The organism is Sphingomonas zeicaulis (assembly GCF_050433225.1).
GTDB classification, from domain to species: domain Bacteria; phylum Pseudomonadota; class Alphaproteobacteria; order Sphingomonadales; family Sphingomonadaceae; genus Sphingomonas_D; species Sphingomonas_D zeicaulis.
The window spans coordinates 36,299-50,555 of the sequence record NZ_JBNPXQ010000006.1 but is presented as its reverse complement, the minus strand read 5'-3'; the positions used below and the strand labels follow the sequence as shown (position 1 = coordinate 50,555).

At 62.8% G+C, this 14,257-nt stretch carries 12 protein-coding genes; 6 read left to right on the top strand and 6 right to left on the bottom strand.

The genetic code is table 11. The features are described from left to right. Positions 1–2: 2 nt before the first annotated feature. The 4 genes from FHS96_RS18810 to FHS96_RS18795 all read right to left on the bottom strand — a co-directional run bounded on the left by FHS96_RS18810 (position 3) and on the right by FHS96_RS18795 (position 6,830). Positions 3–2,210, bottom strand: a complete 2,208-nt coding sequence (locus FHS96_RS18810; protein ID WP_429595108.1) for a TonB-dependent receptor — start codon at positions 2,208–2,210, stop codon at positions 3–5. Positions 2,211–2,430: 220 nt separating this feature from the next. Then, entirely contained in the window at positions 2,431–3,726 is a 1,296-nt protein-coding gene (locus FHS96_RS18805) for an MFS transporter (RefSeq protein ID WP_429595105.1), read from the bottom strand. Then, on the bottom strand, positions 3,698–6,055 hold the full coding sequence (locus tag FHS96_RS18800; RefSeq protein WP_429595102.1) for a TonB-dependent receptor: 2,358 nt from the start codon (positions 6,053–6,055) through the stop codon (positions 3,698–3,700). The genes FHS96_RS18805 and FHS96_RS18800 overlap by 29 nt, the downstream gene beginning before the upstream one ends. A gap of 151 nt (positions 6,056–6,206) precedes the next feature. Continuing rightward, positions 6,207–6,830, bottom strand: a complete 624-nt coding sequence (locus FHS96_RS18795) for a TetR/AcrR family transcriptional regulator (protein ID WP_429595099.1) — start codon at positions 6,828–6,830, stop codon at positions 6,207–6,209. 274 nt (positions 6,831–7,104) lie between these two features. On the opposite strand from FHS96_RS18795, the gene FHS96_RS18790 reads away from it, so the two are divergent. The 5 genes from FHS96_RS18790 to bktB all read left to right on the top strand — a co-directional run bounded on the left by FHS96_RS18790 (position 7,105) and on the right by bktB (position 12,045). Further along, a complete protein-coding gene (locus FHS96_RS18790) occupies positions 7,105–7,809 on the top strand; it encodes an SDR family NAD(P)-dependent oxidoreductase (RefSeq protein WP_429595096.1) in 705 nt (234 codons plus the stop codon). A gap of 10 nt (positions 7,810–7,819) precedes the next feature. Further along, entirely contained in the window at positions 7,820–8,287 is a 468-nt protein-coding gene (locus tag FHS96_RS18785; protein ID WP_429595093.1) for a VOC family protein, read from the top strand. A gap of 16 nt (positions 8,288–8,303) precedes the next feature. Next, positions 8,304–9,545, top strand: a complete 1,242-nt coding sequence (locus FHS96_RS18780) for a cytochrome P450 (protein ID WP_429595090.1) — start codon at positions 8,304–8,306, stop codon at positions 9,543–9,545. Positions 9,546–9,585: 40 nt separating this feature from the next. Continuing rightward, the gene (locus FHS96_RS18775) at positions 9,586–10,350 is read left to right on the top strand and encodes an SDR family NAD(P)-dependent oxidoreductase (protein WP_429595949.1); all 765 of its coding nucleotides are present in this window, start codon (positions 9,586–9,588) and stop codon (positions 10,348–10,350) included. A 501-nt stretch (positions 10,351–10,851) separates the two neighbouring features. Then, positions 10,852–12,045 carry a beta-ketothiolase BktB gene (gene bktB, locus FHS96_RS18770; RefSeq protein WP_429595087.1) on the top strand — a complete coding sequence of 398 codons (1,194 nt, stop codon included), beginning with the start codon at positions 10,852–10,854 and terminating at the stop codon, positions 12,043–12,045. A 361-nt stretch (positions 12,046–12,406) separates the two neighbouring features. Here bktB and FHS96_RS18765 read toward each other — a convergent pair whose 3' ends face one another. Beyond that, positions 12,407–12,688 (bottom strand): hypothetical protein, encoded by a 282-nt coding sequence (locus tag FHS96_RS18765; protein ID WP_429595084.1) that lies wholly within the window; start codon positions 12,686–12,688, stop codon positions 12,407–12,409. A 904-nt stretch (positions 12,689–13,592) separates the two neighbouring features. Here FHS96_RS18765 and FHS96_RS18760 point away from each other — a divergent pair. Then, the gene (locus FHS96_RS18760) at positions 13,593–14,063 is read left to right on the top strand and encodes a hypothetical protein (RefSeq protein ID WP_429595081.1); all 471 of its coding nucleotides are present in this window, start codon (positions 13,593–13,595) and stop codon (positions 14,061–14,063) included. Here the strand turns inward: FHS96_RS18760 and FHS96_RS18755 are convergent. After that, entirely contained in the window at positions 14,060–14,254 is a 195-nt protein-coding gene (locus FHS96_RS18755; protein ID WP_429595078.1) for a hypothetical protein, read from the bottom strand. The two genes, FHS96_RS18760 and FHS96_RS18755, sit on opposite strands and share 4 nt — an antisense overlap. Positions 14,255–14,257: the final 3 nt, after the last annotated feature.

Here is a 14,257-nt window from a genome sequence, read left to right as displayed (position 1 = left end):
CGTCAGAACAGATATTCCAGGCGCACTCCATAGCTACGCGGCTGCGCATAGGTGACCGCCGTCGCGATACCCGACACGAGGACGCCGGCGATATAGTCCTCGTCGAAGATGTTCGTCCCGAACAGCGTCGCGCGGATATGATCGTCGGCCGACGTCCATGACAGGTTGGCGTTGACCAGGGTAAAGGCGGGCTGGACGAAATTGCCGCTGACATCATGGTTCATCCGGCTCGTATGCGAGACAGTGGCGTTGCCGCCGATCGTCGAACCATTGCCCAGATCGGTTTCATAGCTGATCGTTCCGTTCGCCTGCAGCCGCGGCGTACGGATCAGCCGCTGGCCGCTCGCGTCGAACGAGAAGCTGGTATTGCCGCCGATCGGCGTGCCGGCGGCGTTCGTCGTCCGGCGGAAGCCCTGCGCGCCTGGAAAGTCGGTGTATTCGCCGTGTGTGTAGGCAGCGCCCGCGCGCAGGTTCAGCCCCGTCACCGGCGAAAGGTTGCCGTTCGCTTCGAGCCCGTAGATCTCCGCCTGCGCGGCGTTGCGCAGGATGACATTGGTTGCCGTCGTCCCGAACGAGGCGATCTGCAGTCCCTGATAATCATAATAATAGCCCGCGAGATCGAACGAGAAGCTGCGCGAGAGCGCGCCCTTCATCCCGATCTCGTAAGCGCTCACATTCTCGGGCTCCACCGCATCGGCTTGCAACTGGTTGGCGTTGAACACCCCCGACTTGAAGCCCTTGCTGTAGGTCGCATAGGCATTGAGCGTCGGCGTCACCGCATAGCGCAACGAGACGCGCGGGGTGAACTTCGAGAAGCTGTCGGCTCCGGCGACGCGCGTCGCCGGATTTTCCAGGCCGGTCGCCGGAAAGATCCGCGCGCCGCTGAAGCCGGGTTCGTCATGGCTGTAGCGACCGCCCGCGATCAGCGTGAGCCGATCGGTGATCCTATATTCGAGCTCGGCGAAAACCGCGACCGCCTCGATCCTGATCCGCTCGACATCCTGCCCGGACGTAAGCGGCGGATCGGCGGCGGGGACAGTCAGTCCGCCGAAGGTGCGATTGAAGAAAAAGCCTTTCTCACGATAATAGGTGCCGCCGACCAGCCATTTGAGCGGCCCGCCGGCACTGGAAGCAAGCGTGAGATCCTGCGAGATCATGTCATCGCCAAAACGGATGCGGGACTGCGATGAGGCGGCGGGCGAAAGATCGGAATCGGTGACCGCGAATTGCCGCGTCTTGGAAAATGCGGTCAGCGAAGTGAGCGTGGCGAAACCGACATCCTGATCGACCTTCAAACTGCCGCCCCAGCTTCTCACCCGGTTGACCGGCACGACGTTGAGCGAGGACGTGTTCGGTTCGGTGGCGAGCAAGATTCCGGGCACCGTGACCCGGATCGACGCATTGCCGTCCAGCGCCTGGTTGCCGAAGGTGGTGATGTCGTTGACGCGATTGTAGTAGCCGCTCACGAGAATGGTGGTGCTCTCCGTCGGCTCGACGAGCAGCTTCGCGCGCGTGCCGCCGCCCCGGACATAGCCGAGCTGGCGATCCATGAAGATGTCGCGGCGATAGCCGTCGCTATGGATATAATTGCCGGACAGGCTGAACGCCGCCTTGTCCCCCAGCGGCACCGAGATGAAGCCGTTCAACTGCACCTCGTCATATCGTGCATAGCTCGCCGACAGCTTTCCGGTCACATCGCCCAGCTTCGGCCCCTGGGTGGTAATGCTGATCGCGCCGCCCGCTGCGTTGCGCCCGAACAGCGTGCCTTGCGGGCCCTTCAGCACCTCGATGCGCTCGATATCGTTGAACCTGAGGAAATTGCCTGCCTGGAACGGCTGATAGACACCGTCGATGTACATCGCGACGTTGGAACTGTCGCCAACCGAACTGCCGCTGGAACCGATGCCGCGGATCAAGGGCTGCGCCGCGGAACCGACGGACTGGAAATTGAGCCCCGGCGTCACCTGCGACAGCGCGCGGGCTTCGACGACGCCGGTCGCGGCAAGGCTCTTCGCATTATAGGCGGTGATCGAGATCGGTACCTGGCTCTGTCGCTCGCTGCGGCGCTGGGCGGTGACGATAATGTCACCGACGGATTCCTGGTCAGCCTGCTGCGCCGGCTCAGGGGGTGCCGTCACCTGCGCCTCTGCCGAAGCAATCGAAATCGACGCTGCGCCCGCAAGCATCCCCATTCGGACGGAAATCCGCATCCTGCTCTCCTCCTGCGCCAATCCTCGCGACGGCGTCATCTCGTTCACATTATTGCATGCATTATGCAATATTGCTGCGCGTCAAGTTTGTAAGGCATTGATGCGCGGGAATCAGGCTGCGCCGCCAGAGGCCGTGGATCTGACCACATATGCGATCTTCGCCAACTGCCAACGATCATTGATCCCTCCCCGCGCAAGGCGCCAAGGCGGGCGCCGATCTTCACTCGTCTTCGGGGCGTTCGGGATAGGCGCCGAGCATCAGATAGAAAGGAATGGATAGCGCGAGTATCGTGATCATCACGATCAAGGCGAGATGATAGGATCCAGCATAATCGTGCAGGAAGCCGATCCCGACTTGGCCGGCTACACCGGCCATCGCCATGGTCGCCACCGTGCTCCCATAGATTGTGGAATAATGTCGCATTCCGAAATAGCGCGCGGAGAGATAGGCGACGACGTCGATTTCGGCGCCTTGCGACGCCCCGATCAGCACCGCGGCTCCGAAAGCGACCGGAAAGCTCAGTGCGCCGGACAGCATCAGTGCGAAGCCGATGATTGGACCGACGCTGAACAGGCATGCGACCGCTGGCGCCCAGACCCTGTCGATCAGCACGCCCGAGAGCAAGGTTCCGAGCAGAACCGATCCGGCCAACACCCCGGTCAGTGTTGCAGCGTCCTGAGGTGCAATCGACAACTCTGTCAACAGTGGCTGGAACTGGCTGAGCGCCATGGTGATGGGCACATAACCAAGCGCCGCGCAGATGCAGAGCTGGACGACCTTTCGATTCAGCCGGACGAGGGTAAGGAAGCTCTCCCGCGGGCGTGTCTCTTCTGGACGCGCGCGCGGCATGTCCCTGATTCCGAGCCAGCAGATCGGCAGTCCGACCAACAGCACCACCGCCGCAAGCAGATAGAAGCCGGCGGGCCAGCCTTTGTGATCGATGAGCCAATGAAGCAGCGGCGGCAGGAATATGCCGAACAGCGAGATGCCGATGCGCGTGCAGGCCAAGGCCAGTCCGCGGGATCGTACAAAGCGCGCCGCAACGACGCGTGTGAATGCCAGGCCAGTCGTGAAAATGCCGACGAACTGCAGAACGAGGTAGGTCGCATAATATTGGATCAGTGACCCGTTCAGTTGCGCCATCGCGATATATGCGCAGCCCATGAGAAACATCGCGGCAAGCAGCGGTCGGCGCACCCCTACCCTGTCGAGCAGCGCGCCGGCGAAGGGCGAGAGCAAGGCCGTCAGGATCATGCCGTTATGCGCAGCGGCAATCTCGCCCCGCGACCAACCGAAGCTGTCCTGCCAGGGCTGGATGAAGATGCTGGCGTTGAACTGCAGCATGGAGAACCCGGTCGCCACGCCGAGCGAGGATGCCGCTACGGCGGGCCAGTGGCGACGCCATTCGTCCGCGGAGCGGGTCATGCACTTCTCCCAAAAAAGATGGCACGCGGCCGTTCGAGACCGCGTGCCGAGGGATGCTCCTTCAGAAAGAGGCGGCGAGTTCGAGCCCATAGGTGCGCGGCGCCGAGAGCACTGCATTTGCTCCGGGTGCAGTGAACACCGGATAGGCAGTATCGAAGATATTCTTGGCAAAGGCGGCGATACGCCAACGGCTCGGCCCCACCTCAATGTCCTGGAGTGCGATGCGGGCATTGGCGACATCGCGCTCGATGTCCCATGCGAAGGCGCCATAGGCGACGCGACCGGTGCCCGGCGTATCGCTCGCCATCGAATAATCGATATGGAAAGCAAGGTCACCCAGATCGGCAACCGGCACCGTGTAGTCCAAAGCTGCGGTTACAGCATGTTTGGGCAGGCTCTGGATGCGTAACTCGGCATTCGGATCGATCTGCGTATAGCTTGGTGGTCTCTTTCCGGACAGATAGGCGTAGGTAAAGGAAAGCTGCAGACTGCGTATCGGGGCGGCGACGACCTCAAGTTCGGCACCGCGGATGCGCGTGACGCCTGGCGCGTTCAACGTGTCCGTGACCGCGGGATTGCCGGTCGGATCGAGCTGCGCGGTGATCTGCCGGTTGGAGATGCGGTTCTCGAACAGGGCCGCATTCAACCGGAGGTGGCGATCGAGCAGATCGCTCTTGAAGCCAAGCTCATAGGCCTTGTTCACCTCAGCGCCAAACGGCCGAAACCCGGGCGAGCGCACGGACACGCCACCGGCACGATAAGCCTGCGAATATTTCGCGTAGATGTTCGCGTTGTCGGTGATGTCATAGGCGATGGTGAAGGCGGGATCGAACCGCTGCTCGCGGAAGGGTTCTCCAACCGTGACCGCTGCCACCCCGTTGCTGATCGTGCGCAGGAAGGTTTTCTTGTCATCGGTATATCGAAGTCCCGCCGTCAGGTGGAGGCGGTCGCCCGCGAATTCAGGCGTCCAGGTCGCCTGGCCGAATCCGGCGAACGAGGTGGACTCGGCGCGCTGCTGGCCCAGGCCGGCGGTTGCGCTGCCCACGGTAAAAGGATTGGTGCCGACCGCCTGGGTGAGTGCGCGGTCGGTATAGACGACGCTCAGGAAGGACTGCCGAAGATCGTCCACCTTCTCGTGGAAATAATATGCGCCGACCACGAACTCGACGCTGTCGAAACTGCCTACCAGCTGAAATTCCTGGCTTTCCTGTTTCTGGTTGACATCGTTAAACGAGGCGACGCCGGAAATTGCGTAGGCGATCGTCGCCGAATCAAGGCCAAGGCTGGTCGTGCCGAGGCCAGGCACGAGCCGCGAGACCGGCAGGCCGTTGGGCCCGAGGCTCGATACAGTGAACGCGCCGCTCAGCTGGTTGGCACCGACCTCGCGGGTCCGGCGGAACGCCGTGATCGAGCGAAGCGTCAGCTCATCGGTAAGGTCCCAGCCGGCTTGAAGTGTATGCCCATCCGCCTTGATCCGAAACGGCGCATTGTACAGCGAGATCCAGGAATCATCGACGCGCGTGTGGATGCCCGTGCGCGGCTGCCCGCCGGGCGCGTTGAAGGTCGCCAGCGGCGTCAACGGACCATTCGGCGCGAAGCCGTAGGGCGGCGTGGCAAGCACGTTGTAGTCGCGCGTGTCGTAGGTGACCGAATGATCATAGGCATAATCGACCGTGATCGTGTCCGTTGGCCTCCAGCGGACACTCGCACGATAACCTTCGGCTTCGAAATCGCCGAAATCCTTCTGGCTTGCGATGCGCTGGACCCGCGGCCCCGCGCTCGTCCAGCCGTCATGACTCGTGTTGAGATAATCGAGCTTGACCGCGAAGCCGGCGATCTCCGGAAGATTGAGATGCGCCTCGTAACGCAATTGGTCATAATTTCCGTAGACGAGCTTGGCCGAGCCGCCCCATTTGCCGGTCGGCTTCTTGGTCACGATACGGATCGCGCCACCTTCCGCGTTGCGCCCGAACAAGGTCCCCTGGGGACCGCGGAGCACCTCGATGCGTTCCGGGTCGGCAAGCTCGAGACCAAGCCCCTGCGCTCGTCCAAGATACACGTCATCCAGATAGACGGCGGTTCCAACCTCTGCAGTGCCCTGCCCGGGGTCAGCATTTGTGACGCCGCGCATATCGACGATCAGCAGGCTCTGGCTGCCCGCGAACGGCTGCATCACGACGCCCGGCGGAGGCGCCTGAAAAAGGGATGTCAGCGCCGTTGCGCCGCGCGCCTCGAGCGCAGCACTCGAGAAAGCACTGACCGCGATGGGAACATCCTGAAGATTTTCCTCGCGCTTCTGTGCGGTCACGACGATGTCCTGGAGCCCGTCATCCTGGGCATGGGCCGGCGCATCGGCCAGTACCACCGCGACCGCGCCAAGCGATATTCCCAGACTCAAGCAGAAGCCGTTCTTCCTCACGCCCAGTTCCTCCCCATATCGAGTTTCTGATTGTCGTGCGGTCGATGCCGCTAAGACACGTTGCTCAATATAAGACAGGTTTCTTAGTGCTGGCTACGCGGCGAACGTCGAGGGCGGCCGAACGATCATGTATGCGATAGAACTGGACCGTTCAGCCGGCTGGGGATCGCAGGCACGCCGCTTCGATCATTGCGATGCCTTCGGCGAGAAAGATCGGCTCGGGCATGACTGCCCGCTCATCGGCGATGGCACAGTCGCGCTCGAAAATCATGTCGAAGAACATGCATGAGGCGTGGCGCAGCCGGTAGTTCAGCAAGGCGGCGGAAACATCGGGTCGAAGCGCATAATAGAGCTTCAGCGCCTCCTGGATCGCAGGCGTTGCATGCAGTTGGGCGTTTCGGATCAGCTCGCCTTGGCGCCACCGGAGCGCATGCCGGAAGAAGGCAGCATAACGATGAACGCCGCTGGCATCCATCAGGTCGTAGTTTGGAATGATCAGAGCGCGCAGAACCGCCTTCGGGTCGCGCGCCATGCCTTCGTCGTAGATGCGGTCGAGCAGAAGCCGCCGGGCTGCGTCCAGTTGGGGAAGCCGGTGCTCCCAGATGGCACTGACGAGCTTTGCACGATCGCTGAAATGATAGGTGATCGCCGAATTATTGCCGACGCAGGCCTCCAGCCGGATCTGGCGCAGCGATACGGGCTCAATGCCATGTTGGCCGAACAACCGTTCCGCTGCCTCGATCAGCGCAAGTGGCGTTCCCTTAAGCGATCGCAACGAAGCTCTTGTCATCTATCCCCATGAACGGCGCGGCATCCGGATGGCCTTGGCCCGCATCACGCCGGACGCTCCCCGCTATAGCCGAGGCGGCGCCAAAAAAAAGTGTGCAGCGCCCGTGAACCGCTCGCGTTCGCTGGACGCCCGCTCGGGTAAAATCTGCGCGCCATCACATAGGCGATCAAGGCCCCCGCAACAGCCAATCCGTTGCAACGCGCTGGCGTATTAAGACATGTTTCTTATACGAAGGATCCGAAGGAGAGGGATCGCGACAATGGAACGGGACGACGGGGCGGCGGTGCAGGCGCTTTTCGGATTACCGGGAAGGACGGCACTGATCGTGGGCGCCGGAAAGGTGCCGAGCGCAATTGCGGACCTCTACCGCGACGCCGGCGCGGCAGTCGTCCACGAACGCGATCCGGACTTGAGCGAGGCGAGCGTCATCGCGCTTTTCGCCCGGCACCGCGACATCGACATTCTGGTCAACGGAGCGGTGATCACCGGCCCCTGGTCGATCGAGACGCTGAGCATGGACGAATGGGATCGCGTTCATCGGACAAATGTGCGCGGCGCCTATCTGTTGATGCGCGAAGCCGTGAAGGCGATGCGCGCGCATCGGCGCGGCGGCCGGCTCATCAACATTTCGACGATCGGCTCGACGCATCCGGTGCTGAACGGCAATTTTGCCTACGGATCCTCGCGCGCGGGGACGAACGCGTTGACGCGCCAATTCGCGATGGACTTTGCCGGCGATGGCATCACCTCCAACGCAATCCTCGTCGGTGCGATTCCGTCCGATCCGTTTCCGCCGGACTGTCCGCTGCCCCCGAGCGGGCCCGGTATGCAGCCCGAACGCTTTCCCCTGGGTCATGGCAAACCTGGCGACGTGGCGCCGGTCGCGCTGCTGCTCGCCTCTGACGCCGGGCGCTACATCAACGGACAGGCGATCGTCGTCGATGGCGGCTTCCAGGTCGCATGAGGCGAGGCATATGGCGATGACGACATTGTTCGATGGCTTCTACCAGATGGGCTTCGTCGCCCGCGACCTCGATCGGGCCACGCAGGCCCTCGCCCGGAGCCATGGCATCAGTCGCTTCCGTCGCAAGCGCACCTCCGATGTCATGGACTCCGCGCATGCCTGGATCGGAGCCACGATGATCGAACTCATCGCGATCCGCCCCGGCGCCCCGGAACTATATTTTCCCTACTTGCCGGACGATCCGGACGCCGTCCGCTTGCACCATTACGGTTTTCGCGTGGCGGACAGCACGGCGTGGGATGCTGTCAACCACCGCGTCGCGGCGGCCGGATATGCAACGCCGCTCAAGGGCGCGGCGATGGATGGCCAGCTCAACTATCTCTATGTCGACACGCGCGCGGCAACCGGCATCTACAGCGAATTTGTCTATCTCACCGGCATCGCAACGTCGCTTTACGACGACGTGCCTTACAACTGACTTCAAGGAGAGGATCATGGCGGAAGCCGATGTCACCGACATCTACAGCCAGCATCGCGCACTTTACGAGCGGGTTGCTGTGCCGGCACATGTTCCACCGGAGCTTGTCGTCGACTTCGACTATCTCCATCCGCCCGGGATCGATGACGGTGACGTCTATTCGGCATGGTCGCGGCTGCACGACGGGCCGGATATTGTCTGGACGCCCTGCAATGGCGGGCACTGGATCCTCACGCGCGGCGAAGACATCAAGGCCGTACAGGAGAATTTCGAGGTTTTCAGCCACGAGATCTTTTCCATTCCCCGCGGCTCGTCGCCGATCCGCATGCCGCCATTGACCGTCGATCCGCCGTTGCACGCCCGGTATCGCGCGATCCTGAATCCATTCTTCACGCCGACCCGCGTGCGTATCATGCGCGAGCAGGCGGATGCGCTGACGCGCGAACTCATTGCATCCATAAAACCGCGGGGCGGTTGCGAATTCGTCAACGACTTCGCCCGCGTGATGCCGGTGACGATGTTCCTGGGGATCGTCGATCTGCCGCTCGCGCATCGCGAACAGTTTGTGGAGTGGGGGGTCACCTTCATGACCTCCACCGACTCACGCGAGAAACTGGACGCGCAGGGCAAGGTCGTCACCTATCTTCAGAACGTGCTGGACGAGCGCTACGCCGACCCCGGCGACGATCTCCTCAGCAAAATCGCAGCATGGCGGAACAATCCGCGGTTCCTCGGCGAATATGAGGTCATAGGCATGGCGGTCCTCGTCTTCTTCGGCGGGCTGGACACGGTTGCGAACATGCTGTCGTTCATCACCCGCCATCTGGCCCAGCATCCCGAGCATCGTCGCCGCCTCATTGAGCAGCCCGAGATCATTCCGCGGGCCACGGAAGAATTTCTGCGCCGCTTCGGCCTGTCGAACACTGGCAGGCTGATCACCCGCGATTTCGACTATAAGGGCGTGCCCTTCAAGCGGGATGAGATGGTGATGGTGCCGATATCCATGTCGAGCATGGACGACAGGCTCTACAACCGTCCTCTCGAAATCGACCTGGATCGCGATCCGACACACAATACGTTCGGGAACGGCGCCCACAAATGCGTGGGCAACGCGCTGGCGCGCGCCGAAATCCAGATCTTCCTACAGGAGTGGCTGAAGGCCCTCCCCGACTTCAGGCTCGATCCCGACCGCCCCCCGGTCACCCATTCCGGTGCGGTCAACGGCGTCAACTCGCTTCATCTCCTCTGGGATGCGTGATCCACTTCATCCGGCCATCGAAGGAATGAACTTGACCATAATGTCCGCGCTTTCCGCCTTCTCGCTCGAAGGCAAGGCCGCCATCGTCACCGGTGCAGGGTCCGGCATCGGTCGCGCCACGGCCACCCTGTTCACGCAGGTCAATGCACGCGTGCTGTTCGTCGATATCGTGGAAGATGCGGTGCGCGACGCCGCGGAAGCCGTCGGTTCACCATGGATCGTCTGCGACATCGCCGATGAAGCGCAGGTGGCGGCGGTGTTCGAAACAGCGCTGGCGGCATTCGGCGGTGTCGATGTGCTGGCCAATGTCGCAGCCTACCGCCGCAAGGCAGATACAATGGCGATGCCAGCATCCGAATGGGATGTCATGCACGCGGTCACGACGCGCGGTACCTTCCTGATGATGCGCGAGGCGATCAGGATCATGCGCGATCAGGGCCGCGGCGGTTCGATCGTCAACATTTCGTCGGTCAGCGCCGCCCATCCGACGATCTTCAACAACATGCATTACGACTCGGCCAAGGCCGGCGTCGATGCAATGACCCGCGCGGCAGCGGCGGAGTTCGCCGAACATGGTATCCGCGTCAATTCGGTCCAGCCCGGTGGCACGGCCAGCGGCGGCGCCAAAGCGATGGGCGATTCGCTCCCCTTCCGGGGACCGATGACACAACCGGGCCGCATTCCGCTCGGGCGCGTATCGGATCCGATCGAGCAGGCTCGCGCCATTCTTTTCATGGCGAGCGACGCGTCGAGCTATGTCACGGGCCATCATCTCACTGTAGATGGCGGCTATGCCGTCTCCTGACACGGCGATGCCAAAGCATTGTCGTCGAAAGCCGGGCCACCGGAAAAATTCACGACATCGGCGTTTTCGAGCGCTGCCCCGCCGCCGATCATCACGCGCGCCGGCCTGATCCGGCCACGACCGGTCGGGTCGCGGAAGCAGTCAGGCCCGGGTGGCTCGCGCCGACGCACGCGCTGCCCCGCCGACGTCAAGCCCCGGCCGTCGCCATTCGATGGATGGATCGCAACCGTGATGCGTGTCGCCAACGCGCCATTGGGCCGAAGCGAAGCAAGTGACAACGCTGCCGATGGGTGACAGACGGACGCCACCGGTTCCGCCGTCAACGGGGTCGGGGACGGCTCGACATTCCCGAAATCGGGATTGTCGAGCCGCCTTCATTTGTGACGAGGACCGACATTCCTCCGAAGATCCCCAGTCGAGATCCAGACGAGCATTGTCAAAGAGGTTGCACGAACCACTTCGTGCAACCGATCCTGAAACTGAGATATTGGAGGGACACCGATGAGCGACCAGAACGGCGTCTATATTGTTGCCGGCGTGCGCACGGCGATCGGTGATTTCGGGGGCAGCCTCAAGGATTTTGCGCCCGCCGAACTCGGCAAGCGCGTGATCGCCGAGGCGATCGATCGCGCGGGGCTGGTGCCGGCGGACGTGCAGCATGTCGTGATGGGCCAGGTGATCGCGACCACCCCCAGGGATGCCTATCTCGCGCGGGTCGCCGCGGTGAACGCGGGCATCCCCGTCGAGGCGCCGGCGCTGACGCTCAACCGGCTATGCGGTTCGGGCGTGCAGGCGGTGGTTTCCGCCGCGCAGATGCTGACGCTTGGCGAGTGCGAGGTCGCGGTTGCTGGCGGTGCGGAGGTGATGAGCCGTTCGCCGCACCAGGTTTCCTCGGCACGCTTCGGGCAGAAGATGGGCGCGATCGAGATGGTCGACGTGATGATCGAGGTGCTGAGCGACCCGTTCGAGGGCTTCCACATGGGCATCACCGCGGAGAATGTCGCCGAGCGCCACGGCATCGACCGCGCCGCGCAGGATGCCGCGGCCGCCGAGAGTCATCGGCGCGCCGCGCAGGCGCAGTCGGAAGGGCGCTTCGACAGCCAGATCCTGCCGATCGAGGTGAAGGAGCGAAAGGGCACGCGGATCTTCGCGGCCGACGAGCATGTCCGCGCCGAGACCACCGCGGAAAGCCTCGCCGCGCTGCGGCCGGCGTTCCGCAAGGATGGCAGCGTCACCGCCGGTAATGCCAGCGGCATCAATGATGGCGCGGCGGCGCTGGTGCTGGCGAGCGGCAAGGTGGTCGCGGCGCGCGGGCTCAAGCCGATGGCACGGATCCTCGGCTGGGGCCATGCCGGCGTCGATCCGGCGGTGATGGGCATCGGCCCGGTCAAGGCGGTGCCGATCGCGCTGGAGCGCGCCGGGCTGACGCTCGATCAGATCGATGTCATCGAATCCAACGAGGCATTCGCGGCGCAGGCCTGTGCGGTGGCGAAAGGGCTCGGATTCGATCCGGACAAGGTCAATCCCAACGGCTCGGGCATCTCGCTCGGCCATCCGATCGGCGCGACCGGTGCGATCCTGACAGTGAAGGCGATCTACGAACTGGAACGCGTCGGTGGCCGCTATGGCCTCGTCACGATGTGCATTGGTGGCGGGCAGGGTATCGCCCTGGTGCTTGAGCGCCCGCAGACTTGAGATCAAACCGGGGCGAAGTAGGCGCGTCAGCGCGCCGTCCGCCTGGCTTCATGATGCCGATGCCTGTCGAGCAGCAGCGACTTGCCCTGTGAAATGCCGGCAATGCGAGTCATCCGGGCTGGAAGCGCGGCAGCATGCATTAGTCCGGACGACGAGCGATCGCCCTGCCTTGCCCCGATCTGTCGTCATAGGCGGGAACGGCGATCAGCCCGGCTGCCGCGAGTGTTCCGCGCCGGCAGGGGCCGGCATTGATCGCGATGCCGTCGATCGCTGCGCGCGCCCTTCGCACGCCTCTCGCCATCGACAGATGACGCCGGCGACCAAGCCCATCGGCCCGGGGGTTCAACGGCGTCGTGACCGGTCAATGTTCGGGAAAGGGGCCGCACGATCGCACAACGAGATGGCGGAGTTCCGTCTCCGGTCGAACGATCATCAACTGGAAAGTGTCGCCGCTGGGTCGATGAACCACGATGGCCCTGCCGGCATCGATAATGCTGCTCGAAGCCACCTCACCTTCGATGATGCCGTCCGCCCATTTGTCGTGATGATCCTGGAAGACGTTCAGTCGGTACCGTACCGGCCCGATCACATTGCCTTCGGCCACGAGTTGGCCATTCCCCTCGACCGTTCGAAGATGCGTCATGCTTCGGATTGCTCCCCTCAAGGCGCGCGCGTGAGGTCTCATCCTATCGCCTTTGCCTGTGACGACAATCCCTACCCATCCCAAGGGGAACTCTCATCGCCCTTCTGATGCAACCGGCCGTGGCCAAGGCTTGTCCGGGATGGATCTCGACGGTTGAAGTCGATCGATCACGGTCGCCGCTGTTCCGCCTTCCGGACCCGTTCGTAACGGCATGGGCCTAAAAGCTTTTCACCATCGCGGCTCTCGTTCGTGCGCTCGCCCCCATTTCCGCGAAAATGCCGGCAAAGCCGCTCAAGGTGCAAAAAGAAAGGTCGGACGCGATGGTCCGACCTGAAAGTTTAGGAGAAGATGCCTGAAAGGCACGCTTGTTTTGCGTCGCAGCAATCGCGGCAGCAATGTCAGGGTTATCGGCATCACATGCGTGAAACTGCAGACCGAAGCCGCTGAGATGCCCGGCCTGCCGGCGTCGCCGCCAGTGAACCCAGCCGCTAAGCTCGCGCGGGGGATGCGTGACATAAAGCGTGAGGGGAGCATCGCGCAGAAGGAGATGCACACCGATAAGAGAATTTCAGCAGGTCGACTCCTTCAAGCGCCGAACGTGCGACCGATCTGGCGTTACCGGTTTGCAGGAATGCCAGTTCGACCAATGCGGGTCGGTGCGGCGGCGACAAGTCTGTTTTGCTCTTTATCGCATTTTGCTGTCGGCTGTTCGCCCATATCCTGACCGCCACAGGACAAGCCAGCGCCCGAGACGGTGGCGATACAGGGAGATGATGATGAGGCAACAGCGCATCGCTGGCGCGTTTGAGGGCGCGCGTTTAGGCACCATCGGCGGTGGGTATCGAGCCGATGCTCGCGTCGGCGATCAAGCCCAAGGACCACAGCCGGTTAAGATCCAGAAGCGATGATGCGCTTCAATCATATGGAGTTGACGGTCGCGCCAGGCTTCGTTGCCGAGAATGGCGAAGCGCTCTACGCCTTTCTCCATGAGGTACTGGACTTCGAACGATCCGTTTTCCCTGGCCTCGACTTCCCCAGCCTGGTCGTGAAGACCGACCAGGATGCAAGCCAGTTCCTTTTCATCGCCGAGCATCCCGAGCCACTGGGCCGCGCTTCCGAGGATCATCTCGGCTTCCAAATGGACGACAATGACGCCGTGGAGCAGGTGCTGACGCGCGCCCGCGACTGGCAACGGCGCGACCCGCGGGTGGAAATCCGCGACGTCGGCGTGCTGGACCTCGAAGCGACGCTGACACGCGCCTTCTATGTCCGCTACCTGCTGCCGATCTGGTTCGACGTCCAGCATATCCAAGCGAAGCGCGGTCACGAGCCCGCATTCGAATGGCGTTTCATGCCCATGCGGCTGCCGGCCTAGCTGCGCCGGCCGCCGCCCAAAATCGCAAAAAAACAAGGGTCGAGCACGATCGACCCGCCATTGAGGGGAAAATCAATGTCGAGAACTGTCTCGCCGCGCGTCTTGCTGACGGCGTCGTCGCTGCTCGCAACTGCATCGCCGCACGCTGCCACAGCACAGGACGTAGAAGAAGGCCGCGCTGCGGCGAGCATCGA